The 22,883-nt window shown below is 64.0% G+C and carries 25 protein-coding genes and 1 tRNA gene; 14 read left to right on the plus strand and 12 right to left on the minus strand.

Annotation, left to right across the window (positions count from 1 at the left end; genetic code table 11):
- Positions 1–8: 8 nt before the first annotated feature.
- From kdpC to FJ986_RS25000, 7 genes are all read right to left on the minus strand, one after another.
- Positions 9–578 (minus strand): potassium-transporting ATPase subunit KdpC, encoded by a 570-nt coding sequence (gene kdpC / locus FJ986_RS24970; RefSeq protein ID WP_140676097.1) that lies wholly within the window; start codon positions 576–578, stop codon positions 9–11.
- A 12-nt stretch (positions 579–590) separates the two neighbouring features.
- Positions 591–2,684, minus strand: a complete 2,094-nt coding sequence (kdpB, locus tag FJ986_RS24975) for a potassium-transporting ATPase subunit KdpB (RefSeq protein WP_140676100.1) — start codon at positions 2,682–2,684, stop codon at positions 591–593.
- A complete protein-coding gene (locus FJ986_RS24980) occupies positions 2,681–2,911 on the minus strand; it encodes a hypothetical protein (RefSeq protein WP_246681829.1) in 231 nt (76 codons plus the stop codon). Before FJ986_RS24980 ends, kdpB begins: the two co-directional genes overlap by 4 nt.
- A gap of 12 nt (positions 2,912–2,923) precedes the next feature.
- Positions 2,924–4,624: a potassium-transporting ATPase subunit KdpA gene (kdpA, locus tag FJ986_RS24985; protein ID WP_140676103.1), complete on the minus strand. Its 1,701-nt coding sequence runs from the start codon at positions 4,622–4,624 to the stop codon at positions 2,924–2,926.
- Between the two features lie 22 nt (positions 4,625–4,646).
- Complete coding sequence (gene kdpF / locus FJ986_RS24990) at positions 4,647–4,736, minus strand: K(+)-transporting ATPase subunit F (protein WP_015315765.1); 90 nt, start codon at positions 4,734–4,736, stop codon at positions 4,647–4,649.
- A 422-nt stretch (positions 4,737–5,158) separates the two neighbouring features.
- Positions 5,159–5,383 carry an alkylphosphonate utilization protein gene (locus FJ986_RS24995; protein WP_140624386.1) on the minus strand — a complete coding sequence of 75 codons (225 nt, stop codon included), beginning with the start codon at positions 5,381–5,383 and terminating at the stop codon, positions 5,159–5,161.
- Between the two features lie 260 nt (positions 5,384–5,643).
- A tRNA-Ser gene (locus FJ986_RS25000) sits at positions 5,644–5,733 on the minus strand.
- A 375-nt stretch (positions 5,734–6,108) separates the two neighbouring features.
- Between FJ986_RS25000 and FJ986_RS25005 the strand changes: the two genes are divergently transcribed.
- From FJ986_RS25005 to FJ986_RS25020, 4 genes are all read left to right on the plus strand, one after another.
- Positions 6,109–6,858, plus strand: coding sequence for a hypothetical protein (locus FJ986_RS25005; RefSeq protein ID WP_224655828.1), 750 nt, complete (start codon positions 6,109–6,111; stop codon positions 6,856–6,858).
- A 129-nt stretch (positions 6,859–6,987) separates the two neighbouring features.
- On the plus strand, positions 6,988–7,305 hold the full coding sequence (locus FJ986_RS25010) for a hypothetical protein (protein WP_140513730.1): 318 nt from the start codon (positions 6,988–6,990) through the stop codon (positions 7,303–7,305).
- A 193-nt stretch (positions 7,306–7,498) separates the two neighbouring features.
- Positions 7,499–8,488 carry a BMP family ABC transporter substrate-binding protein gene (locus FJ986_RS25015; protein WP_140496350.1) on the plus strand — a complete coding sequence of 330 codons (990 nt, stop codon included), beginning with the start codon at positions 7,499–7,501 and terminating at the stop codon, positions 8,486–8,488.
- 130 nt (positions 8,489–8,618) lie between these two features.
- Entirely contained in the window at positions 8,619–9,059 is a 441-nt protein-coding gene (locus FJ986_RS25020; protein ID WP_224655827.1) for a GNAT family N-acetyltransferase, read from the plus strand.
- Here the strand turns inward: FJ986_RS25020 and FJ986_RS25025 are convergent.
- Both FJ986_RS25025 and FJ986_RS25030 read right to left on the minus strand, forming a co-directional pair.
- A complete protein-coding gene (locus FJ986_RS25025; protein WP_140496352.1) occupies positions 9,054–9,431 on the minus strand; it encodes a hypothetical protein in 378 nt (125 codons plus the stop codon). The genes FJ986_RS25020 and FJ986_RS25025 overlap by 6 nt on opposite strands.
- A gap of 17 nt (positions 9,432–9,448) precedes the next feature.
- Positions 9,449–9,658 (minus strand): SlyX family protein, encoded by a 210-nt coding sequence (locus FJ986_RS25030; RefSeq protein ID WP_140513732.1) that lies wholly within the window; start codon positions 9,656–9,658, stop codon positions 9,449–9,451.
- A 213-nt stretch (positions 9,659–9,871) separates the two neighbouring features.
- Here FJ986_RS25030 and FJ986_RS25035 point away from each other — a divergent pair, with 213 nt between their 5' ends.
- The 6 genes from FJ986_RS25035 (at position 9,872) to deoA (ending at position 16,092) form a co-directional block, all read left to right on the plus strand.
- Positions 9,872–11,404: an ABC transporter ATP-binding protein gene (locus FJ986_RS25035; RefSeq protein WP_140513932.1), complete on the plus strand. Its 1,533-nt coding sequence runs from the start codon at positions 9,872–9,874 to the stop codon at positions 11,402–11,404.
- The gene (locus FJ986_RS25040) at positions 11,401–12,540 is read left to right on the plus strand and encodes an ABC transporter permease (RefSeq protein ID WP_140665027.1); all 1,140 of its coding nucleotides are present in this window, start codon (positions 11,401–11,403) and stop codon (positions 12,538–12,540) included. The genes FJ986_RS25035 and FJ986_RS25040 overlap by 4 nt, the downstream gene beginning before the upstream one ends.
- Positions 12,541–13,512, plus strand: a complete 972-nt coding sequence (locus FJ986_RS25045) for an ABC transporter permease (RefSeq protein WP_140665024.1) — start codon at positions 12,541–12,543, stop codon at positions 13,510–13,512.
- Between the two features lie 65 nt (positions 13,513–13,577).
- Positions 13,578–13,970: a cytidine deaminase gene (cdd, locus tag FJ986_RS25050; protein ID WP_140665035.1), complete on the plus strand. Its 393-nt coding sequence runs from the start codon at positions 13,578–13,580 to the stop codon at positions 13,968–13,970.
- On the plus strand, positions 13,967–14,773 hold the full coding sequence (locus tag FJ986_RS25055; RefSeq protein ID WP_140665022.1) for a purine-nucleoside phosphorylase: 807 nt from the start codon (positions 13,967–13,969) through the stop codon (positions 14,771–14,773). Before cdd ends, FJ986_RS25055 begins: the two co-directional genes overlap by 4 nt.
- Positions 14,773–16,092, plus strand: coding sequence for a thymidine phosphorylase (deoA, locus tag FJ986_RS25060; protein ID WP_140522474.1), 1,320 nt, complete (start codon positions 14,773–14,775; stop codon positions 16,090–16,092). Before FJ986_RS25055 ends, deoA begins: the two co-directional genes overlap by 1 nt.
- Before the next feature lie 30 nt (positions 16,093–16,122).
- Here the strand turns inward: deoA and FJ986_RS25065 are convergent, their stop codons facing one another.
- From FJ986_RS25065 to FJ986_RS25075, 3 genes are all read right to left on the minus strand, one after another.
- On the minus strand, positions 16,123–16,686 hold the full coding sequence (locus FJ986_RS25065) for a TIGR02281 family clan AA aspartic protease (RefSeq protein ID WP_140556484.1): 564 nt from the start codon (positions 16,684–16,686) through the stop codon (positions 16,123–16,125).
- 187 nt (positions 16,687–16,873) lie between these two features.
- Complete coding sequence (gene upp / locus FJ986_RS25070; RefSeq protein ID WP_140496366.1) at positions 16,874–17,503, minus strand: uracil phosphoribosyltransferase; 630 nt, start codon at positions 17,501–17,503, stop codon at positions 16,874–16,876.
- A gap of 130 nt (positions 17,504–17,633) precedes the next feature.
- On the minus strand, positions 17,634–18,608 hold the full coding sequence (locus FJ986_RS25075; RefSeq protein WP_140676106.1) for an adenosine deaminase: 975 nt from the start codon (positions 18,606–18,608) through the stop codon (positions 17,634–17,636).
- 133 nt (positions 18,609–18,741) lie between these two features.
- On the opposite strand from FJ986_RS25075, the gene ubiE reads away from it, so the two are divergent.
- From ubiE to coaBC, 4 genes are all read left to right on the plus strand, one after another.
- Positions 18,742–19,518: a bifunctional demethylmenaquinone methyltransferase/2-methoxy-6-polyprenyl-1,4-benzoquinol methylase UbiE gene (gene ubiE, locus FJ986_RS25080; protein ID WP_140513738.1), complete on the plus strand. Its 777-nt coding sequence runs from the start codon at positions 18,742–18,744 to the stop codon at positions 19,516–19,518.
- Between the two features lie 13 nt (positions 19,519–19,531).
- Positions 19,532–21,106 (plus strand): 2-polyprenylphenol 6-hydroxylase, encoded by a 1,575-nt coding sequence (gene ubiB, locus FJ986_RS25085; protein WP_140676109.1) that lies wholly within the window; start codon positions 19,532–19,534, stop codon positions 21,104–21,106.
- A 74-nt stretch (positions 21,107–21,180) separates the two neighbouring features.
- Entirely contained in the window at positions 21,181–21,390 is a 210-nt protein-coding gene (locus FJ986_RS25090) for a plasmid stabilization protein (RefSeq protein WP_140496375.1), read from the plus strand.
- A 2-nt stretch (positions 21,391–21,392) separates the two neighbouring features.
- Positions 21,393–22,865 (plus strand): bifunctional phosphopantothenoylcysteine decarboxylase/phosphopantothenate--cysteine ligase CoaBC, encoded by a 1,473-nt coding sequence (gene coaBC / locus FJ986_RS25095; protein WP_210241342.1) that lies wholly within the window; start codon positions 21,393–21,395, stop codon positions 22,863–22,865.
- The last annotated feature ends 18 nt before the right edge of the window (positions 22,866–22,883 follow it).

A 22,883-nucleotide genomic window follows, 5' to 3' on the forward strand; every position in this document is an offset into this window, starting at 1 on the left:
GCCGTTCTTCATTGCTTGGCTGTGTCGTCCAATGCGAGGTTGAGGGCCAGCACATTGACCACCGGCTCGCCCAGGACGCTGAGCTCCCGGTCCTCGACATGGCTGTCGACGAGCGCCTTGACCTTGGCTTCATCGATACCCCTGGCCTTGGCGACACGCGGAACCTGGAAAGAAGCGTCCTCGGGGCTGATGTCGGGATCGAGCCCGCTGCCCGATGTCGTGAAAAGGCCCATCGGAACCGGCGCATTGGGGTTTTCGGCCTTCAACTTCGCCGCGTCGCCCTTGATGCGCTCGATCAGCTTGAGGTTGGTCGGACCCAGATTCGAGCCGCTGGAGGCGCCGCCGTCATAGCCATTGCCGGCCGCCGAGGGCCGGCCGTGGAAATAGCGGTCGCTGGCGAAGGCCTGGCCGATTAGTTCCGAACCCACCACCTTGCCGTCCTTCTCGATCAGGCTGCCATTGGCCTGTTTCGGGAACAGCGCCTGGGCGATGCCGGTCATGCCGATGGGATAGATGAGCCCGGTCAGCACGGTGAAGAAGACGATCATGACGATCGCGGGTCTGATTTGCTTGAGCATCGGAATGATCCCTTATGCAAGGCCGAGGGCCGTGACGGCCATGTCGATTATCTTGATGCCGGCGAACGGCACGATGATGCCGCCGAGGCCGTAGACGAGCAGGTTGCGGCTGAGCAGCGCCCCGGCGCCGATCGCCCGGTATTTGACGCCGCGCAGCGACAGCGGGATCAGCGCGATGATGATCAGCGCATTGAAGATGATGGCCGACAGGATGGCGCTCTGCGGCGTCGCCAGATGCATGATGTTGAGCGCCTGCAGCGGACCTGTGGTCTGGCCGGGTGCGACGTAGAACACGGCGAACATGGCCGGGATGATGGCGAAGTACTTGGCCACGTCATTGGCGATGGAGAAGGTGGTCAGCGAACCGCGCGTCATCAGCAGCGCCTTGCCGATCTCGACGATCTCGATCAGCTTGGTCGGATCGCTGTCGAGGTCGACCATGTTGCCGGCCTCGCGCGCCGCCACCGTGCCGGTGTTCATGGCGACGCCGACGTCGGCCTGGGCAAGGGCCGGCGCGTCGTTGGTGCCGTCGCCGCACATGGCGACCAGCTTGCCCTTGGCCTGCTCGTCGCGGATCAGCTTCAGCTTGTCCTCCGGCGTCGCCTGGGCAAGGAAGTCGTCGACGCCGGCTTCCGCCGCGATCGCCGCCGCCGTTATCGGATTGTCCCCTGTGATCATCACCGTGCGTATGCCCATGCTGCGCAGCTCGGCGAAGCGTTCGCGGATGCCGCCCTTGACGATGTCCTTGAGGTGCACGATGCCGAGCAGACGCCCGTCGCGCTCGACCGCAAGCGGCGTGCCGCCCGATTTGGCGACCTCGTCGGCGATCGCCTGCAGATCCCTGATCGTATCGCTGCTGGGGCGCGTCGCGTGGCTGGCGACAGTCGACTGGTTGACATGGGCGAGCACGGAATCGACCGCGCCCTTGCGCACCGAGGAGCCGTCTATGTCGACGCCGCTCATGCGGGTCTGCGCGGTGAAGGGCACGAAGGTGGCGTGCAGTGTCGCCATGTCGCGGGCGCGGATGGCGTATTTCTCCTTGGCCAGCACGACGATCGAGCGGCCTTCCGGCGTTTCGTCGGCGAGCGAGGCAAGCTGTGCCGCATCGGCCAGTTCCTGCTCGGTGACGCCCTTGACCGGGCGGAATTCGGTCGCCTGGCGGTTGCCGAGCGTGATCGTGCCGGTCTTGTCGAGCAAAAGCGTGTCGACGTCGCCGGCCGCCTCCACGGCGCGGCCGGACATGGCGAGCACATTGAAGCGCACCAGACGGTCCATGCCGGCGATGCCGATGGCCGACAAAAGCGCGCCGATAGTGGTCGGGATCAAGGTCACGAACAAAGCGACGAGCACCGTGACCGGGATATAGCCCCCCGAATAGGAAGCGAAGCTCGGGATGGTAGCGGTGGCCAGCACGAAGATAAGCGTCATGCCGACCAGCAGGATGTTGAGCGCGATCTCGTTCGGGGTCTTCTGGCGCTCGGCGCCCTCGACCAGCGAGATCATGCGGTCGAGAAAGGTGTGGCCGGCGGCGGCGGTGATGCGCACGCGGATCCAGTCGGAGAGCACCTGCGTGCCGCCGGTGACCGCGGAGCGGTCGCCGCCGGATTCGCGAATGACGGGCGCCGATTCGCCCGTGATCGCCGCCTCGTTGACCGAAGCCACGCCTTCGATCACCTCGCCGTCGGAGGGGATGATGTCGCCGGCCTCGACCAGCACGGCGTCGCCCACCTTCAGGCTGGTGCCGGGCACCAGCTTGAATTTCGTTCGGTCCTCGCCGGTCAGGAGCTTGGCCTGGGTCTCGGTGCGCGCCTTGCGCAGCGAATCGGCCTGCGCCTTGCCGCGGCCTTCGGCGACGGCTTCGGCGAAGTTGGCAAACAGCACGGTGAACCACAGCCAGATGATGATCTGGATGGTGAAGCCGAGGTTGCCGCGCCCGCTGGCGAGGTCCTTGACGAAAAGCACTGATGTCAGCGCCGAGACGACGGCAACGACGAACATCACCGGGTTCCTGGCCAATGTGCGTGGGTTCAGCTTTTTGAAGGCGCCGCCGATGGCGGGCCACAGGATGCCGGCATCCATGATGCTGGCTGATTTCGACTGGCTCATTTTGAAGCTCCAGCTTCGGTGTTGTTGGACGGCACCGAGCGGTCGGATGCCGAAAGAAGATGCGGAAGCCCGTAGGCCAGCAACCACAGAACGATCATGACGGCGGCGATGCCGAGGAATGTCGACATGGTGGGGAAAGGAGGAGGCCGTTCCTCCTTTCCGTTGTCGGCGAGATGGCGATCGTTGCGATGCCTGTTGTTGAACCAGGACATTTCCGTTTCAGCCAAGACACTTCCGTCTCAGAATGTCTGCCCGTGGATGGCGGCCAGATGCTCGACGATCGGCCCGACGGCGAGCGCCGGGAAGAAGGTCAGGCCGCCGACGATGACGATGACGCCGACCAGCAGCCCGACGAACAGCGGGCCGTCGGTCGGGAACGTGCCGGCCGAGGCGGACACGGTCTTCTTCGCCGCCAGCGAGCCGGCGATGGCGAGCGCCGGGATGATGACCAGGAAACGGCCCATGAGCATGCCGAGACCCAGCGTGATGTTGTACCAGGGCGTGTTGCCGGTGAGGCCGCCGAAGGCCGAGCCGTTGTTCGCCGCCGCCGACGTATAGGCGTAGAGGATCTCGGAGAAGCCGTGCGGACCGCCATTGGCGATCGATGCCACGGCGCTCGGCAGGACCACCGCGATGGCCGTGAAGGTCAGCATCGCCAGCGGCAGGCACAGGATCGCCAGCATCGCCATCTTGACCTCCTTGGCCTCGATCTTCTTGCCGAGATATTCGGGCGTGCGCCCGACCATCAGGCCGGCGACGAAGACGGCGATCAGGATGAACATCAGGATGCCGTAGAAGCCGGCGCCGACGCCGCCGACGATGACTTCGCCGAGCTGCATGTTGATGAGCGGGATCATGCCGCCGAGCGCGGTGAAACTGTCATGCATGGCATTGACCGCGCCGCAGGAAGCCGCCGTGGTGATGACCGCGAACAGCGCCGAGAGCGCGATGCCGAAGCGGGTTTCCTTACCTTCCATATTGCCGCCCTCGATGCCCAGCGCATGGACCAGCGGATTGCCGGCGGCTTCCGCCCAATAGCAGACCGCAACCCCGGCGATGAACAGCGCGCCCATGGCGGCCAGGATCGCCCAGCCCTGGCGCTGGTTGCCGACCATGCGGCCGAAGACGTTGGTCAAGGCAGCACCGATGGCGAAGATCGACAGCATCTGGATCAGGTTGGAGATGGCGTCCGGATTCTCGAAGGGATGCGCGGCATTGGCGTTGAAGAAGCCGCCGCCATTGGTGCCGAGCATCTTGATGGCGATCTGCGAGGCGACCGGCCCGACGGCGATGGTCTGCTGCGCGCCTTCGAGCGTGGTGGCGCCGACATAGGCTCCCAGCGTCTGCGGCATTCCGAGCCAGACATAGACCAGGGTGAGCACGACGCAGAGCGGCAAAAGCACGTAGAGCGTGGCACGGGTCATATCGACCCAGAAATTCCCGATCGACTTGCCGGAAGCGCGGGCAAAGCCGCGGATCAGCGCCATGGCGATGGCGATGCCGGTGGCCGCCGACAGGAAGTTCTGCACTGTGAGGCCGGCCATCTGCACGAGATAGGACATCGTGCTCTCGCCGCCGTAGTTCTGCCAGTTGGTGTTGGTCATGAAGCTGGCCGCGGTGTTGAAGGCGAGCCCCGGTTCGACCGCGCTCATGCCGGCCGGGTTGTAGGGCAGGCCGCCTTGCAGGCGCTGGAGGAAATAGAGCGCCAGGAAACCGGCAAGGTTGAACAACAGCATGGCGGCGGCATAGCCCGTCCAGTGCTGCTCCTGGTCGCCGGTTCCAGCCAGGCGATAAAGGCCCCGCTCGACGGGGCCGAGCACCGGCGACAGCAAGCTGCGGTCGCCGGTGAAGACGCGATGCATGTAGCCGCCCAGCGGCTTCACGAGCAAAACCAGGATCCCGCAATAGAGGAGGATCTGTATCCATCCGTTGATAGTCATGATTTGGCTTTCCGTGCGCCGGTCAGAAGCGTTCCGGGCGGATCAGTGCGTATGTCAGGTAGGCGAGCAGGAACAACGTCACGCCGCCACCGAGGATGTAATCGACAAGCATGTCCCGATCGCTCAAATTCTGTCGCAGGCTTTGACGTAGGCAAAGGAGAGGGCGAAAAACAAAACCCCGATCCCGAGAACAATGATGTCCATTGTGCTTGTCCTTGCTTTGATTTTTCCACTTTGCGCCCGCTCGAAGCAGCTTGGCGACTACATGAAACGGCGCGCCAACCTGGATTGGTGACGGCGTCAGACGTTTTTCTCAAAGCGGAATATGGACCCGATCGCCATAAAGGTTCGAGACGGGGCAAAGCGGAAAGAAATAGGAATCTTATAAAGATTTTCGGCGGAATGAGTTTGAAGTGGTGAACGCGTCCTGGCGCTCCAGCGATATCGTCAGTCGTAAGGGGTAACAGGTTGGCCGACGAAACGGCTCGCCGCCGGTAAACGCATTCTACCCCTGCGGCTCGACCGCCTTGAGGGTCACGCCTTCTTTACGAACTCGGTTTTGAGCACCAGGCCCTTCACTTGCCTGGTACTGCATTCGATCTCACCGGGATTACCGTTAAGGCGAATGTTCTTCACCAACGTGCCGCGCTTGATCGTCTCCGAAGTGCCCTTGACCTTGAGGTCCTTGATCAGCGTGACGGAATCGCCGTCATTCAACTGAGCGCCGTTGCTGTCGCGCACCATTACATCGTCCGGCATGCCATCTCCTGTGGTCGGGATCACCCATTACCAGATCACCGGGAATTCCAAAACCGGGTCGGGGGCGGCGTGTTCATAGAATGCCCAAGGATCACTCGACGCGCTTCCCAAAGCGCTCGAAACTAACAGCTGCTTTTTTAATCGTGCAAGCCGGTCGGCAAGGTTGATGACCCTGCCCTCCTACGCTGAAGCTTCGGAGGGCATCCTGCTTCGCGCTGTCGATTGAGCCAATCCTGCGAAGCTCGAAGAGCGAAGCAGGATGGCGGAGAGAGCGGGATTCGAACCCGCGTTACGGTTTCCCGTAAACACACTTTCCAGGCGTGCGCCTTCAACCACTCGGCCACCTCTCCGTCCTTGCCTTTCGCGTCGGCCGGTTTCGCCGCGCGGGTTGGGGAGATGCTCTCCCTTTGGGGATGCGTGCGGAACTGCCCGCACCGGGCGCCGCCAACCAGCGGACGCCCTGCCCGCACCTGAGCCGTCGAAGCAACAGGCGCGGGGCTCATCTAGTCGATCCGGCGCCGAATGCCAAGCCATAACGGCGGTCAATTCGCTTTGCCGGCCACACGGCGTTCATGGGGGCCGCCGGCACATCCGTTTGGAGTCCCGCCACTTCAATCGCTGCTTGATGATGTGCACGGGCAAGGCTGCGAGGCCAGCCGCGCTTGACTTCGTCCCGAGCGGCCTGTCGAGTGTCCGAAAGGCTTTGCGGGGGGCATCGTCGCAACATGACGTCAAGCAGCGGAATTCCGGGCGGTACGCCGGACAACGGACAGCCACCGGCCGAGGGAAAGATCCCGGCCCGACATCTGGACAGCGGACTTTCCTATGTCCCGGTGGGCTGGCTGGTTATCGTTATGGCCCTGTCGGTCTATTGGCTGGCGTCGGCCTTGTGGCTGGTGGGGAGTTCAGGCCTGCCGGACCCCGTTTTCTATTTCCTCTTCAGCGGGCTCGTCGCCGACATCATCACCATCCTATGGGGGCTTTACCTGCTCGGCCTCGCCTTCGGCCGTTCGGCGCGCTTCCCCAGCCATTTCACCATCTGGCAGGCCGCCACGATCATATGGCTGCTGGCAAGTCACGCTTACGCACTCGCCGTGCCGGGCTTCGTCTTCTCCGCCAGAAGCCTGGCCATCACCGCCGCCGAGATCGCCATCGGCCTGCTTTGCATCTACCTGTTGCGCCGCGGCTCCGGCGCCGAGACCGTTTATGCCAGGCCGCGAGCCGAAGCGCCGTCGGTCTTCGTTTCCATTGTCGCCGCGCTGCTCGGCATCATCCTCGGCGCGGTCGTCGGCGCGGTGGGTGGCTTCCTGGCCGGTTCGCTCATCGCCGATATCACCGACGTGAGTTGCTTTGAGGGTGCGTGCGGCTACTTCGCCGCCTTCATCGGCCTGGCCGGGCTGGTGGTCGGCGCCATTGCCGGCGGCATTCTCGCCGTCTGGCTCGCCAACCGGCGCAAGCGCAGGCCGGCCGGCTAGGCTGCGTCGGCCGCGATTCAATTCGCGTGCCGTGATTGCGAATAGGGCCTGCGCGCTCTATTTCTCGTTCGGAACACCGCCGGAGATCCTCGGGAGGATGTTGAGGATCGGCCAGGGGAAAGGTCTTTGATGTTTCGCTTTGTCTTTCGTCTCGCGGCCATGGTCGCGCTGTCGATTTCGGTCATCATGGCGGTGCTTGACACGACACGCACTGTGGCCGCCTCGGCACTGGTGCTGACCCCGCTCAATGCGAGCTGGCTGGCCGTGTCGCCCGACACGCGCGCCGCCTTTGAAAGCTTCGTTCGCGCCAAGGCCGGCCCGCTGCTATGGGACGGCGCCATCGCCTGGGTGCTCAACCAGCCGGGCTTTGCCGTGTTCGCGGTGCTTGCCTTGCTGCTCTACGCCATCGGCTACAGGCGGCAGCGGCGCACGGGGCAATTCGCCTGAAGGGCACGGGCATCGCACCCCGCCATGCTTTTCCAAAAGGTCAAAATTCCACGTGAATTTTGTTTCGGGCCGTGCCAGATTGCCGCTGAGCGGGAGGGGAATATACACTCCTGGCTGACGTCGCGCGCATGCCGGAGAACCGGGCAGGCGGGCGGGCGTAACGGAAAAAAATAACCGACAGGGTGTGGATCACATGAAACGTATCGTTCTCGGCCTTCTGGCCGCAACTGCAATGGTTCTTCCGGCTTTCGCCGCGGATGTGCAGCCGGCCATCCTTTATGATCTCGGCGGCAAGTTCGACAAATCCTTCAACGAGGCGGCCTACCATGGCGCCGAAAAGTTCAAGACAGAGACCGGCGTCCCCTATGTCGAGTTCGAGGTCTCCAACGCTTCGCAACGCGAGCAGGCGTTGCGCCGCTTCGCCGAGGACGGCCACAACCCGATCGTCATGGCCGGCTTCGCCTGGGAGGATGCACTGAAGAAGGTCGCGACCGAATATCCCGATCTCAACTTCGCCATCATCGACGATGCCGTCGATCTGCCCAATGTCCGCTCGCTCGTATTCAAGGAGAATGAAGGCTCCTATCTCGTCGGCATCATGGCGGCGATGGCCTCCAAGACGAAGAAGGTGAGCTTTGTCGGCGGCATGGACATTCCGCTGATCCGCAAGTTCGAATGCGGCTATGTCGGCGGCGCCAAATCGGCAGGCGCGACCGACGTCATCCAGAACATGACCGGCGACACGCCGGCCGCCTGGAACGACCCGGCCAAGGGCGGCGAGATCGCCAAGACGCAGATCGACCAGGGTTCCGACGTGGTCTATGCGGCCGCGGGCGGCACCGGCGTCGGTGTGCTGCAGGCGGCGGCTGATGCCGGCAAGCTCGGCATCGGTGTCGATTCCAACCAGAACGGCCTCCAGCCCGGCAAGGTCCTGACCTCGATGCTGAAGCGCGTCGACGTTGCCGTCTACACCGCCTTCATGGACGGCAAGAACGGCACCTTCAAGGGTGGCGTCGAAAATCTCGGCCTCAAGGAAGGCGGTGTCGACTACGCCATGGACGATAACAACAAGGCGCTGGTTACCGACGAGATGAAGGCGGCGGTCGAGAAGGCCAAGGCCGACATCATCGCCGGCAAGGTCGAGGTGCACGACTACACCGCCGACAACGCCTGCCCGTATTGATCTGCCAAACCGACAGCAAACCGCCGGGCATGGTCCCGGCGGTTTTGTTTTGGAAGTCGCTGCCGGGTAGACGCAGACGTCTCGCAAGAAACACGACCCCAGGCCAATGGTGCAGTTGACAGTCGAACCCATGAACGAACGTGACATTGCAGCGGTGGCGCGATTGCGCGTTGCCGCCTTTTTCACGGGCACCGGACGAACGCTGGACGACGACGTGGCCGGACTTCGTAAACTGCTGCACGGCGACGGCTTCGAAACGGCGTTCGTGGCCCGGATCGGCGACGTGCCGGTCGGGACCTGCCTGCTGGTCCGCGACGAACTCGAACCGGCGCATGATCTGACACCATGGCTGGCCGGCCTGGCCATCGCTCCCGAGCACCAGCACCGAGGGATCGGCACTGCGCTGGTCAGGGCAATCGAAGCTCATGCCACATCGCTCGGCGTGGAGGCGCTTTATCTCTACACGTGGGAGGCGCGCGATTTCTACATGAGGCTTGGTTGGAGGGTCGTCGAGCCGTTCAGGCAGAACGGGGAGCCGATGGCGCTGATGTCGCGCCAATGTGGGCTATAGCTTTCCCGCCAGATAACCCAATGCGAAAGCCACGACCAGTCCAATGGCGACCGCAAGTCCGCGCCGGTCGCCGAGAGAATAGAAGCCGACATCATGCGGCTTGGCGGGGCCCCGGATCACCGGTTTAGCGTCCTCAAGACCGACAGCGCGCATCTGCGGCAAGTCGCCGATGCGCTGCGTGATCTGCCGCCAGCGCTCCGCGCCACCGGCGGCTTCGGTGCGGTCGAAAATATGCAGGTGCTCAGCAAGCTGGACCACGGCATCGCGAAAGGCTGGATCGATCTCCAGATCGCGCTCGGCCCGTTCGCGCTCTGCATCGTTCATCAGGCCAAGCACGTAGTCGCCGGCTCTTGCGATGCGATCGCTGGCCATCGCTCGACTTCCCTCCCCTACCAGTGCGGCGGCTTAGTCACCGGCACGTCGGGTGCCGCCTGTTCCTCCAGCGCCAGGAAGCGGTCGGTCAGCGCGTCGAGCTTGCGCTGCATGCGCTCGATCACCTTCCACTGCTCGGCGATCTGGCCGGACAGTTCCTCGATGGTCTTCTCCTGCTCGGCGGAGCGGATCTCCAGCGTCGTCAGCCGGTCGGCGGGCATGGTCATGCAAAGTCCTCAGGTGTCGCGCGCAGTGTCAAATCGGCTTGCCATATTAGCGAATATGAGAGCTTCGGCCACGTTCGAAATTGACAAGCGCGCCGGGATTTGTCGAGAGTGGACGCTGCTCCGGCCAATTGGCACGGGCGGAGCGTCATGCTAGGCATTTTGACCAAGCGATAAAAAAATAAGAGTGGGACAGGCTGCATGGCGCATGCCGCGATTGAACTGGCCGCAATCGAACTGATTGGCATCAACAAGAGCTTTGGCGCCGTGCGCGCCAACCGTGACATCAACCTGGAAATCGCGCGCGGCACCATCCACGGCATCGTCGGCGAGAACGGCGCCGGCAAGTCGACGCTGATGTCGATTCTGTATGGCTTCTACCAGGCCGACAGCGGCGAAATCCGCGTCGGCGGCAAGCCGGCATCGATAAGCACGCCCAACGATGCGATCGCGCTCGGCATCGGCATGGTGCACCAGCATTTCATGCTGGTCGACAATTTCTCGGTCCTGGAGAACGTCATCCTGGGCGCCGAAAGCGACGCCTTGCTGAAGAAAAGCATCGCCAAGGCGCGTTCCGAACTGGAGCGGCTGGAGCGTGAATACGGCCTCGAGGTCGATCCCGACGCCATCGTCGAGGAATTGCCGGTCGGCCTGCAGCAGCGCGTCGAGATCCTCAAGGCGCTCTATCGCGGCGCCGAGATCCTGATCCTCGACGAGCCGACGGGCGTGCTGACGCCGGCCGAGGCCGACCACCTCTTCCGCATCCTCAAGCAATTGAAGGAGCAGGGAAAGACGGTGGTGCTGATCACCCACAAATTGCGCGAGATCATGGCCATCACCGACACGGTTTCGGTGATGCGCCAGGGCACGATGGTGGCGACCAGGGAAACGAAGAAGACCACCGTCGCGGAACTGGCCGAGCTGATGGTCGGGCGCCGCGTGCTCTTGCGGGTGGAGAAGGGCGAAGCGGAAGCCGGCGCGGTAAAACTCGCGGTCAAGAACCTGACGGTCAAGGATTCCCGCGGCGTCACCATGGTCGACGACATCTCCTTCGACCTGCGCGCCGGCGAGATCGTCGGCATCGCCGGTGTCGCCGGCAACGGCCAGTCCGAACTGCTCGAGGCGATCTCCGGCATCAGGCACGCCGTTTCCGGTTCGGTGATGCTCGAGGGCAAGCCGATCGATCTCACCGGCAAGGCCGATCCCGGCGAACTGCGCGACCGCGGCCTCGCCCATGTGCCTGAGGATCGCCATCATGTCGGGCTGGTGCTGGCCTTCGAGGAGAACGAGAATTCCATCCTCGGCTATCATGACGATCCCCGCTACCTCAGAGGACCCTTCCTCAACATCGATGCCATCGTTGCCGATGCCAAGGACAAGATCGAGAAATACGACATCCGCCCCGGCAATCCTCGGCTGAAGACGGCCAACTTCTCCGGCGGCAACCAGCAGAAGATCGTGCTCGCGCGCGAAATCGAACAGGACCCCGGCGTTCTCATCGTCGGCCAGCCGACGCGCGGCGTCGACGTCGGCGCCATCGAGTTCATCCACAAGCGCCTGATCGCCATGCGCGACCAGGGCAAGGCCGTGCTGGTCGTGTCGGTCGAGCTCGATGAGATCCGCTCGCTCTCCGACCGCATCCTGGTCATGTTTGCCGGCCGCATCGTCGGCGAACGCGGGCCGGAGGCGAGCGAGGGCGAGCTCGGCCTGCTGATGGCGGGTGTTGAGCGCCAGGAGGCGGCGCAATGAGCACGCCCTATGCCAAATTGCCGGCCTGGGCCGACTATGGGCTGATCCCGCTGATCAATCTGTCTGTGGCCTTCATCGTCGCGGGCTTCGTCGTGCTTCTGGTCGGCGAGAACCCGTTCCGTGCCGCCGTCATCCTGGTCGAGGGCGCTTTCGGCAAGGGAACAGGTATCGCCTTCACCCTCTTCTATGCCACCACCTTCATCTTCACCGGGCTTTCGGTGGCGGTGGCAGCGCATTGCGGCCTGTTCAACATCGGCACCGAGGGGCAGGCCTACATCGCCGGCCTTGGCATCGCCATCGTCTGTCTCTCCTTCGACAGCGTGCTGCCATGGTGGCTGACATTTCCGCTGGCCATCGTGGCTTCGGCGGCCGTGGGCGCCTTGTGGGCGCTGATCCCCGCCTATCTGCAGGCCAGGCGCGGCTCGCACATCGTCATCACCACCATCATGTTCAACTTCATCGCCGCTTCGATCATGGTCTACCTGCTGGTGGGCCCCTTGAAGCCGCCAGCCTCGCAGGCGCCGCAGACGCGCAATTTCCTCGCCGGCGCGGAATTGCCGAAGCTCAACTGGGTCATCGAGCTGTTCGGCGCCAAGATCCGCTCGGCACCGCTCAACATCTCCTTCCTGCTCGCGCTGCTCATGGCCTTCCTGGTCTGGCTGCTGATCTGGCGCACCAAGCTCGGCTATGAGATGCGTACCTACGGCCACAGCCCAAAGGCGGCGCGCTATGCCGGCATTTCGGAAACCCGCATCATCATCACCGCCATGATGATCTCGGGCGCGCTCGCCGGCATGATGGCGCTCAATCCGGTGATGGGCGACCAGCACAATGTCGCGATCGACTTCGTCAGCGGCGCCGGTTTCGTCGGCATCGCCGTGGCGCTGATGGGTCGCCTGCACCCTGTCGGCATCGTGCTGGCGGCCATCCTGTTTGGCATGCTCTACCAGGGCGGCGCCGAACTCGCCTTCGAGATGCCTGCGATCAGCCGCGACATGATCGTGATCATTCAAGGGTTGGTCATCCTGTTCGCCGGTGCTCTCGAACACATGTTCAGGCCTTACATCCAGGCGCTGTTCGCCTCGCTCAGCCCGAGGTCGGTCGGCATGGAAGCGGTCAAGGGAAAAGGCGCCTGAATGGACACCTTCAACGCGATCGTCCAGACGCTGGATTCCACCATCCGCCTCTCGGTGCCGCTGCTGCTCGCCTGCCTGGCCGGCCTCTATTCGGAACGCGCCGGCATCTTCGACATCGGCCTCGAAGGCAAGATGCTGGTCGGCGCCTTCGCCGGTGCGGCGGCGGCCTCCGTGTTCCATTCGGCCTTTCTCGGTCTCGGCATGGCGGTCGTGATCTCGGTCGCGTTCGCCATGATCCACGGCTTCGCCTCGATCACCCATCGCGGCAACCAGATCGTCTCCGGCGTGGCGATCAATTTCATCGCCGCCGGATCGACCATCATCCTTGGCCAGGCATGGTTTCAGCAGGGCGGGCGCACCCCGGCGCTGCAGCCGGGCGAGCGGTTCGAAGCGATCATCTGGCCCGGCGCCGAAGCTGTCCGAGGCGTGCCGATCCTCGGGCCGATCTACGCGGAACTGATCTCCGGCCATTCCATACTGGTCTATCTCGCCTTCGCGATGGTGCCTTTCACCTGGTGGGTGCTGTTTCGCACGCGCTTTGGGCTGCGGCTGCGCGCGGTCGGCGAAAACCCGGCCGCCGTGGACACCGCCGGCATCTCGGTCGCCTGGCTGCGCTACAGGGCGCTGATCTGCACCGGCATCCTGACCGGCGTCGCCGGCGCCTATCTGTCGATGGTGCAGAATGGCGGCTTCGTGAAGGACATGACCGCCGGCAAGGGCTACATCGCGCTGGCCGCATTGATCTTTGCCAAGTGGAAGCCGGTCAACGCCATGTTCGCCTGCCTGCTGTTCGGCTTCCTCGACGCCCTGTCGATCCGCCTGCAAGGCTCGCCGCTGCCGCTCATCGGCAAGGTGCCGGTGCAGTTCATGCAGGCCCTGCCCTATATTCTCACCGTCATCCTGCTCGCCGGTTTCATCGGCAAGGCGATCCCGCCGCGCGCCGGCGGCGTGCCCTATGTCAAGGAACGCTGAGGATCGAGGGCGCGACGCAAAAGGCGCGCCGGCTTATGGACAAGATCATCGGAGAGAACACCGAAATGTCGCATGAATTGTTCGAAGCGGCGAAGGCTGCCATGGCCAAGGCCTATGCCCCCTATTCGAAATTTCCGGTCGGTGCCGCACTTCGCACCGAGGACGGGCGCGTCTTCACAGGCGCTAACATCGAGGTTGCTTCCTATCCCGAAGGCTGGTGCGCCGAGACGACGGCGCTCGGCCATTATATCATGGGCGGCGGCGGCAAGATCATGGAAATCGCCGTCCTTGCCGAGCGCATGGCCAAATGCTCGCCTTGCGGCGGCTGCAGGCAGCGGCTGGCCGAATTCTGCCGTCCGGAAACGAAACTCTATCTCTGCGACAATGCCGGCGTCGCCGAGACCGTGACCATGGACGACATGCTGCCTTACGGCTTTCGCGGCGACATGCTGAAATGAAGGAAGCGCTCGACCATCTGATCGAACGGCTGGACGGCCTGGCGCCGACCACGGCGCTGGTGCTGGGGTCTGGCCTGGGAGGGCTGGTCAGCCAGGTCGAGAACCCGATCCGTGTTTCCTATGCCGATCTGCCCGGCTTTCCCAGAAGCGGCGTGTCCGGCCATGCCGGAGAGGTGGTGGTCGGGCTGTTTGCCGGCACGCCGGTGCTGATGCTGTCGGGCCGCGCCCACTATTACGAGCACGGCAACGCGGCGGCGATGCGGCCGGTGCTGGAGGTGCTTGCCGGCACCGGCATCACCAAGCTGATCCTCACCAATGCCGCCGGCTCGGTCGATCCGGAGATGGGGTCGGGTTCGGTGATGCTGATATCGGACCACATCAATTTCTCCGGCACCAACCCGCTGATCGGCGAGCCGAGCGACCGCCGTTTCGTCGGCCTGACCGAAGCCTACGATGCCGGCATCCGCAAGGCGATCGAACAGGCGGCAAAGGCGACCGGCACGGCGCTGCACAAGGGCGTCTACATGTGGTTCTCCGGCCCGTGCTTCGAAACGCCGGCCGAGATCCGCATGGCGCGCATCATGGGTGCCAACGCGGTCGGCATGTCGACCGTGCCGGAAGTCATCCTTGCCCGCTTCCTTGGCCTGCGTGTCGCCGCCTGCTCGATCATCACCAATCTTGCCGCCGGCATGACCGGAGCCGAGCTTTCGCACCAGGAGACCAAGGATATGGCCCCGGTCGGCGGCGCGCGGCTGGCGACGATCCTGAAGCGTGTGTTCCGCGACGGACTGTTGGAGAACTGATGCTTCCGCAGGAAATCATCCGCCACAAGCGCGACGGCCACAGACTGCCGGCGCGCGAAATCGCCGACTTCATCGCCGGCGTAACCGATGGCGCCGTCACCGATGGCCAGGTCGCGGCTTTCGCCATGGCGGTGTTCTTCAACGGCATGGGCCGCGACGAGGCCGTGGCGTTGACATTGGCCATGCGCGATTCCGGCGACGTGCTCGACTGGTCGGACCTGCCCGGCCCGGTCACGGACAAACATTCGACAGGCGGCGTCGGCGACAACGTCTCGCTGATGCTGGCGCCGATCGTCGCTGCCTGCGGCGCTTATGTGCCGATGATATCCGGCCGCGGCCTCGGCCACACCGGCGGCACGCTGGATAAAATGGATTCCATCCCCGGCTACGCCAGCCAGCCCGACATCACGCTGTTTCGCAAGGCGGTGCTAGAGGCGGGTTGCGCCATCATCGGCCAGACTGCGGACCTCGCGCCGGCCGACCGCCGGCTCTATGCCATCCGTGACGTGACCGGAACCGTGGAGTCGGTGCCGCTGATCACCGCCTCGATCCTGTCGAAGAAACTGGCGGCAGGCCTGGGGTCGCTGGTGCTCGACGTCAAGGTCGGCAATGGCGCCTTCATGGAGAAGTCGCGCGACGCGACGGCGCTCGCCAACAGCCTGGTCGAAGTCGCAAGCGGCGCCGGATTAAAAGTTTCGGCGTTGATCACCGGCATGAACGAACCGCTGGCGTCGGCCGCCGGCAATGCGGTCGAGGTGCGCAACGCCGTCGATTTCCTGACCGGCCGCCTTCGCGACCGGCGCCTGGAGGATGTGACGCTGGCGCTCGCCGCCGAAATGCTGCAGGCGGCGGGTCTGGTGCCGTCCAACCAGGACGGCATGCGGCGGGCCACCGAAACGCTTGCCAGCGGCCGCGCCGCCGCCACCTTCGCGCGCATGGTGACGGTGCTCGGCGGCCCCGCCGATTTCATCGACAAGCCGGAACGATATTTGCCCGTTGCGCCAACGGAACACGCGGTGAGAGCGATCGCGGACGGCTTCGTCACCGGCATTGCCACGCGTGATATCGGCCTTGCCGTGGTCGGGCTGGGCGGCGGCCGCACCCGGCCAGACGACAAGGTCGACCCGGCGGTCGGCATCACCAGGCTGTTGCCGGTCGGCGCCGAGGTTCGAGCTGGCGAGCCGCTGGCGCTGGTCCATGCCCGCTCGGTGTCCGACGCCGAAGCCGCGGCGGCAACGGTGCTTTCGGCCTATGCGATCGGCGCTTCCAAGCCGCCTGCCGACAAGTCGGTCATCCGGCGCATCCTGCCGCGTGGCTGATATGACCCAACCCCGAACGGCCGTGCCCGCTCACTGGACAAGAAGCAGCGTGCCGTTTTCGGCCTGATATTTGCCCAGCCGATTGAGAAAGCTCATGCCGATCAAATTGGTGTGCAGCGCCTTGTCGTCGAGCACGATGGCCTGCACGTCGTTGACGGTGATGCTGCCGATCTGCAAGCGGTCGATCATCACCACCGCCGCCTTGATCGTGCCGTTGGCCGTGTTGACCTCATGACTGAAATCCGACGGGTTCAGCGACAGACCGATCCTGCGCGCCGTCGAGGTGTTGACGGCGACCAGTGTCGCTCCTGTATCGATCATGCCGTCGATCTGGCGTCCGTTCAGTTTGAAGGCCGACGAGAAATGCCCTCGCGCGTCGGCCGTGACGACAACCTTGCGGCCCATCGGCAACGGCGCCACCGGCTTGTCGGGAGCCGCTGCCAAGGCGACCTCCGGACGGGCGTCGGCCGCTGGCTTGGCCGTCACCGCCGTTTTCAGCAGGCTTTCGAACATCTGCGGATTCGACTGATAGACAATCGGGATGGATGCCGATGTACCGGCAAAGACGCTGAGGACAAGTAGCTTGCGCAGCATGGATCGGCCCTGGCGCATGACCCCGAAAATCGGGATCGATTTTCGGAAAGGATCACGCGCGAATTAAAGTGTCGCAGCGTCCGACAGGACGCGCGGCGCTGTCGTGAAGGCCGATCCTTAACGCCGGGATGGTGTTTGCCGTTTTAACGCCGCTCGAAACCGCGCCGTTGCGTAAACTTTCGGTAAATCACTTTGTCCCGTACATGCGGTCGCCGGCGTCGCCGAGGCCGGGCATGATGTAGCCCTTCTCGTTGAGCTGGCGATCGATGGAAGCCGTGAAGACGGGAACGTCGGGATGTGCCTTGGTGAAGCGCTCGATGCCTTCGGGCGCCGCCAGCAGGCACAGAAAGCGGATGTTGGTGGCGCCGCGCCCCTTCAGCTTGTCGATCGCCGCGATGGCGGAATTGGCGGTGGCCAGCATCGGATCGACGACGATGACCAGCCGGTCGGCAAGGTCGCTCGGCGCCTTGAAGAAATATTCGACCGCCTCCAGCGTCTCATGGTCGCGATAGAGGCCGATATGGGCGACGCGGGCCGCCGGAACCAGGTCGAGCAGGCCTTCGAGCAAGCCATTGCCGGCGCGCAGCACCGAGGCGAAGACCAGCTTCTTGCCTTCCAGCGTCGGCGCCTCCATCGTTTCGATCGGCGTTTCGATGGTCGTCGTCGTGAGTTCGAGATTGCGCGTCACCTCATAGCCGAGCAGCAGCGAGATCTCGCGCAGCAGCCGCCGGAAACCGGCCGTCGAGGTCTCCTTCTTGCGCATGATGCTCAGCTTGTGCTGGACAAGCGGGTGGTCGACGACGGTGACGCCCTTCATGATGTGCTCCGACGTGGTTCGTGGTGAGTAGCCAATAGTGAGTAGTGAATAGTGAGCCGATTTGCGAGTCCCGATGCGCGCTCCGCCAAACTGCTCACTGCTGGCCACTCCCTGTCCACCCAGCCTTCATTCACCTGGCCTTCGCATCCAGCCGGCTGAGCAGCGTTGCCTTGGTCTTCCTGTCGACGAAAGCGGCCTCGATGGCCGTTCGGGTAACGGCCGCCAGCGCCTTCTCGTTCATCGAGAAATACTCGGCCGCAATGTCGTATTCGCGTTTCAGCGAGGTCCAGAAATAGGGCGGATCATCCGAGTTGAGCGTCACCTTGCAGCCGGCCGCGAGCAGGGCGGGGAACGGGTGGGCGGCGAAACTGTCGAACACTTTCAACGCAATATTGGAGCCGGGACAGCATTCCAGCACCACGCCCTCATCGGCGATGCGCCGGACAAGATCGGGGTTTTCGATGGCGCGCACGCCATGGCCGATGCGCGACGGGCGGATGTGATCGAGCGCCGCCTGGACCGTCTCCCACCCTGTCAGTTCGCCTGCATGGACGGTAATGCCGAGCCCGGCCTCGCGGGCGATTTCGAATGCCCTGACGTAGTCCTCCATCTCGCCGACCCTCTCGTCGCCGGCGACACCGAAGCCGGTTACCAGCGGATGCCCGCAGCGCGCGGCAAAGCGCGCTGCCTGCTCGATGGACTCGACGCCGGCATGGCGCACGCCGGTGACGATCATGCGGCCCTCGATGCCGGTCTTGGCCTTGGCGCGGGCCATGCCTTCGCCGAGCGCATCCGTATAAGCCTTCGGCGACAGGCCCGCCTTCGTGGCATGGTCCGGCGAGGTGAAGACCTCTGAGTAGATGGCGCCGTCACGCGCCAGGCTGGTCAGATAGTGGTCAGCCAGCCGTGCATAGTCTTCCTCGGTCCGGAACAGGTCGGAGGCGAAGTCATAGGCGGCGAGAAAAGAGGTGAAATCGTGCCAGACGAAAGAGCCGTTCTGGATATAGGGCGAGATGTCCTTGCCGTATTTCTGCGCCTGTCGGATGACGAGTTCCGGTGCCGCTGCCCCTTCGATGTGGCAGTGCAGTTCCGCTTTCAAAGGCATTCAAACATCCCGTCGGTCAGTCCAGGTCTCGAAACCCGCCACCTGGAAGCGCGGCCGAACACCGCGCCTTAAACAATAGCGCCCGCACCATCGATCGGCTATGGTCCCGCCGGTTTTATGACGGATCAAAAAAATGTCAGTTGAGAGAACCACGGCCGCCGGCGGCATGGAAACCTCCTATGGTTTCAAGCGTGTAGGGGCAGGCGACAAGCAGCCCCTGGTCAACGATGTTTTCCACAAGGTCGCCAACCGCTACGACCTGATGAACGACCTGATGTCGGGCGGCCTGCACCGGCTGTGGAAGGATGCCATGGTAACCTGGCTCAATCCGCCGAAGCGGCCGGGCTGGCGCGTGCTCGATGTCGCCGGCGGCACCGGCGACATCGCCTTTCGCATCGTCGATGCCAGCCATGGGCATGCTCATGCCACCGTGCTCGACATCAACGGCTCGATGCTCGCCGTCGGTCGCGACAGGGCGCAAAAGAAAGGCATGTCCGGCAACACCGACTTCGTCGAAGCCAATGCCGAGGAACTGCCGTTCGCGGACGCCACCTTCGACGCCTACACCATCGCTTTCGGCATCCGCAACGTCCCCAGGATCGACGTCGCTCTCAGCGAAGCGTTGCGCGTGCTGAAGCCGGGCGGGCGGTTCCTGTGCCTGGAATTTTCCGAGGTCGAGATGCCGTTGCTCGACAGGGTCTATGAGGCCTGGTCGTTCAAGGCCATTCCGAAGATCGGCAAGGCCGTCACCGGCGACGGCGAGCCTTATTCCTATCTGGTCGAGTCGATCGCGAAATTCCCCAACCAGGCGAATTTTGCTTCCATGATAACCCGCGCGGGCTTCGATCGGGTCTCGTTCCGCAACTATTCCGGCGGCATCGCCGCGCTTCATTCGGGCTGGAAACTTTGAGGCAGGCCCGGGCATGAGCACCGTCAGCGCTGGATTTCGGCTCATGCGGGCCGGCTGGGTGCTTGTGCGTGAGGGCGTCGTCGCCGCTTTGCCCGGCGAGGAACTGTCCGGCCTGCCGAAATTGGGCTGGCGGCTGGCGCGGCTGTTTACCCGCCGCCGCGCGCTCGCCTATGAGCGCAGCGATCGGCTGGCCAAGGCGGTGGTCCGGCTCGGGCCGTCCTATGTCAAGCTTGGCCAGTTTCTGGCGACACGACCCGATGTCGTCGGCAACGACATGGCGCTCGATCTCGCCATGCTGCAGGACAAGATGCACACCTTCCCGACGGCCGAGGCGGTGGCGGCCATCGAGGGCTCGCTCGGGCGCAAGCTCGGCGACCTCTACACGCAGTTCGGCGACCCGGTCGCCGCGGCCTCCATCGCCCAGGTCCATGCCGCTGAAACGGTCGATGGCGGCGTCGTCAGGAAGGTGGCGGTCAAGGTGATCCGGCCGGGCGTGCGCCGCCGCTTCTTCCAGGATCTCGAAAGCTATTTCCTCGCCGCCCGCCTGCAGGAGAAATACATCCCCTCCTCACGCCGGCTGCGGCCCGTGGAGGTGACCGAGACGCTGGCGCAGACCACCAAGATCGAGATGGACCTGCGCCTCGAGGCGGCCGCGCTTTCCGAACTTGGTCAAAGCACCAGGGAGGATCCGGGCTTTCGCGTCCCTTCCGTCGACTGGGAGCGCACCGGCCGCGACGTGCTGACCATGGAATGGGTCGACGGCATCAAGATGAACGACATCGCCGGACTCGCCGCCGCTGGACACGATCTGAGGGCAATCGCGGCCAACCTCATCCAGTCGTTCTTGCGCCATACGCTGCGCGACGGCTTCTTTCACGCCGACATGCATCCGGGCAACCTGTTCGTCGAGGCTGATGGCACGATCGTCGCGGTCGATCTCGGCATTGCCGGCAGGCTCGGCAAGAAGGAGCGCCGGTTCCTCGCCGAAATCCTCTACGGCTTCATCACGCGCGACTATCTGCGCGTCGCCGAGGTTCATTTCGAGGCCGGCTACGTGCCGCGCCAGCACAATGTCGCGGCCTTCGCCCAGGCGATCCGCGCCATCGGCGAGCCGATCCATGGCCAGCCGGCCGAGACCATTTCCATGGCCAAGCTTCTGACGCTGCTGTTCGAGGTGACCGAACTCTTCGACATGGCGACGCGGCCCGAACTGATCCTCCTGCAGAAAACCATGGTGGTGGTCGAGGGCGTGGCGCGCACGCTCGATCCGGCCTTCAACATGTGGAAGACCGCCGAACCCGTGGTCAGCGGCTGGATATCAGGAAATCTCGGGCCAAGCGGCCTGCTGGCCGACGCCCGCGACGGCGGCAAGGCGATGCTGACGCTGATCCGCCAAGCCCCCGAGTTGGCAGCGCGCACCGAGCGGCTGTCGCGCGAGATCGACCTGATGGCCGAGCATGGCCTGCGCTTCGACGAGGCGACGGCCCGTGCCATCGGCAAGGCCGAAGCGCGCTACAACCGCTCCGGCCGCGTGGCGCTTTGGGTGATAGCCCTGACGCTGGTCTATATCGCCTGGAAGCTGCTCTAAGTGACTGCAATGACAGCGATGCTGTCATTGCAGTCGAAAGGCGGGATAGCTATATTGTGCGCAGGAGTGCGACTATGGCCAGGATTACTGTCCGGAATCTGGAAGATCATGTCATGCAGCGATTGCGTGAACGCGGTGCTGCGCGCGGCGTTTCCATGGAGCAGGAGGCGCGGGATGTGCTCGCGGCATCAGTTGGGCTTCCGACCACGAAAGGCTTCGATGGCGGACGCCTGACATTTAAGGACGAGGCCAAGGTTCAACCAATGGCAGGCAGGCAAAGTTAGCCATGGGTACCCTGACCATTCGCAATCTCGACGAGGATTTGAAACAAAGACTGCGCGAGCGGGCTGCCCGTCATGGTGTGTCGATGGAGCAGGAGGCAAGAAGTCTGCTGCTCAAGGAAGTGGCGCCCACCTTCAAAGGTGCCAAGGATTTCGTTACGGCGGAGGAGATCCTCGAATTCGGCCGGCAGCTGCAAAAAGCAGATTTTGATCAGAAGAAAGTCGCTGATGATCTCTGGTCCTTCATGAGCCTCTCCGGCAAGCGCATCCTGCTCATCATCGGCGGCGGCATCGCCGCCTACAAGGCACTCGACCTGATCCGCCGTCTGCGTGAAAGGGGTGCGGCGGTGCGCGTGGTCATGACGTCGGCTGCGCGGGAATTCGTCACCACGCTGTCGGCCGGTGCGCTCTCGGCAGACCATGTCTTTACCGATCTCTTCGATCGCAATGACGAGCACGATGTCGGCCATATCAGGCTGTCGCGCGAGGCCGATCTGCTGGTCGTGGCGCCCGCCACCGCCGACCTGATGGCCAAGCTCGCCAACGGCCACGCCAATGATCTTGCCTCCACCGTGCTCCTGGCCACCGACAAGCCGGTGCTGATGGCGCCGGCCATGAACCCCAGAATGTGGGCGCATCCGGCGACGCGGCGCAATCGTGCGGCGCTGCACAAGGATGGCATCACCTTCGTTGGCCCCGCCAAAGGCGAGATGGCCGAGAGCAACGAGGCTGGCGAAGGTCGCATGGCCGAGCCGCTGGAGATCGTCGCCGCCATCGAGGCGCTGCTCGATACCGGACCCAAGCGGCTGGCCGGCAAGAAGATCATCGTCACGTCAGGCCCGACGCACGAGCCGATCGACCCCGTTCGCTACATCGCCAACCGATCGTCCGGCAAGCAGGGCCATGCCATAGCGGCGGCATTGGCCAGGCTCGGCGCCGACGTGAGGCTGGTCTCCGGTCCCGTCAGCATCGCCGATCCGGCTGGTGTGAAAACCATCCACGTCGAGCGGGCGCAGGAGATGCGCGATGCCGTGGAACAGCTTCTACCGGCCGATGCGGCGGTGTTCGTCGCCGCCGTCGCCGATTGGCGCACCGACAGCCCGGCTGGCGAGAAGATCAAGAAAGCGCCGGGCGAAGGCCCGCCGGTGCTGCGCATGATCGAGAACCCCGACATCCTTGCGGGCGTCGGGCATCACAAGCAGCGGCCGGCGCTGGTGGTCGGCTTCGCCGCCGAGACGCAGGACCTTTTGCGCAACGCCGAAGCCAAGCTGAGGAAGAAGGGCGCCGACTTCATTGTCGCCAACGACGTGTCGCAGACCAGCGGCGTCGGCCCATCCGGTGTGATGGGCGGCGACCGCAACCGTGTTCGCATCGTCTCGAAGACCGGCGTCGAGGAATGGCCCGAGATGAGCAAGGACGAAGTCGCGGCCCGGCTCGCCACCCTGATCGCAGAACGGCTGAAAACGATCGTGGTTTGACGAGCTGGATCGTCGGAA

The organism is Mesorhizobium sp. B1-1-1 (assembly GCF_006442955.1).
GTDB lineage: Bacteria > Pseudomonadota > Alphaproteobacteria > Rhizobiales > Rhizobiaceae > Mesorhizobium.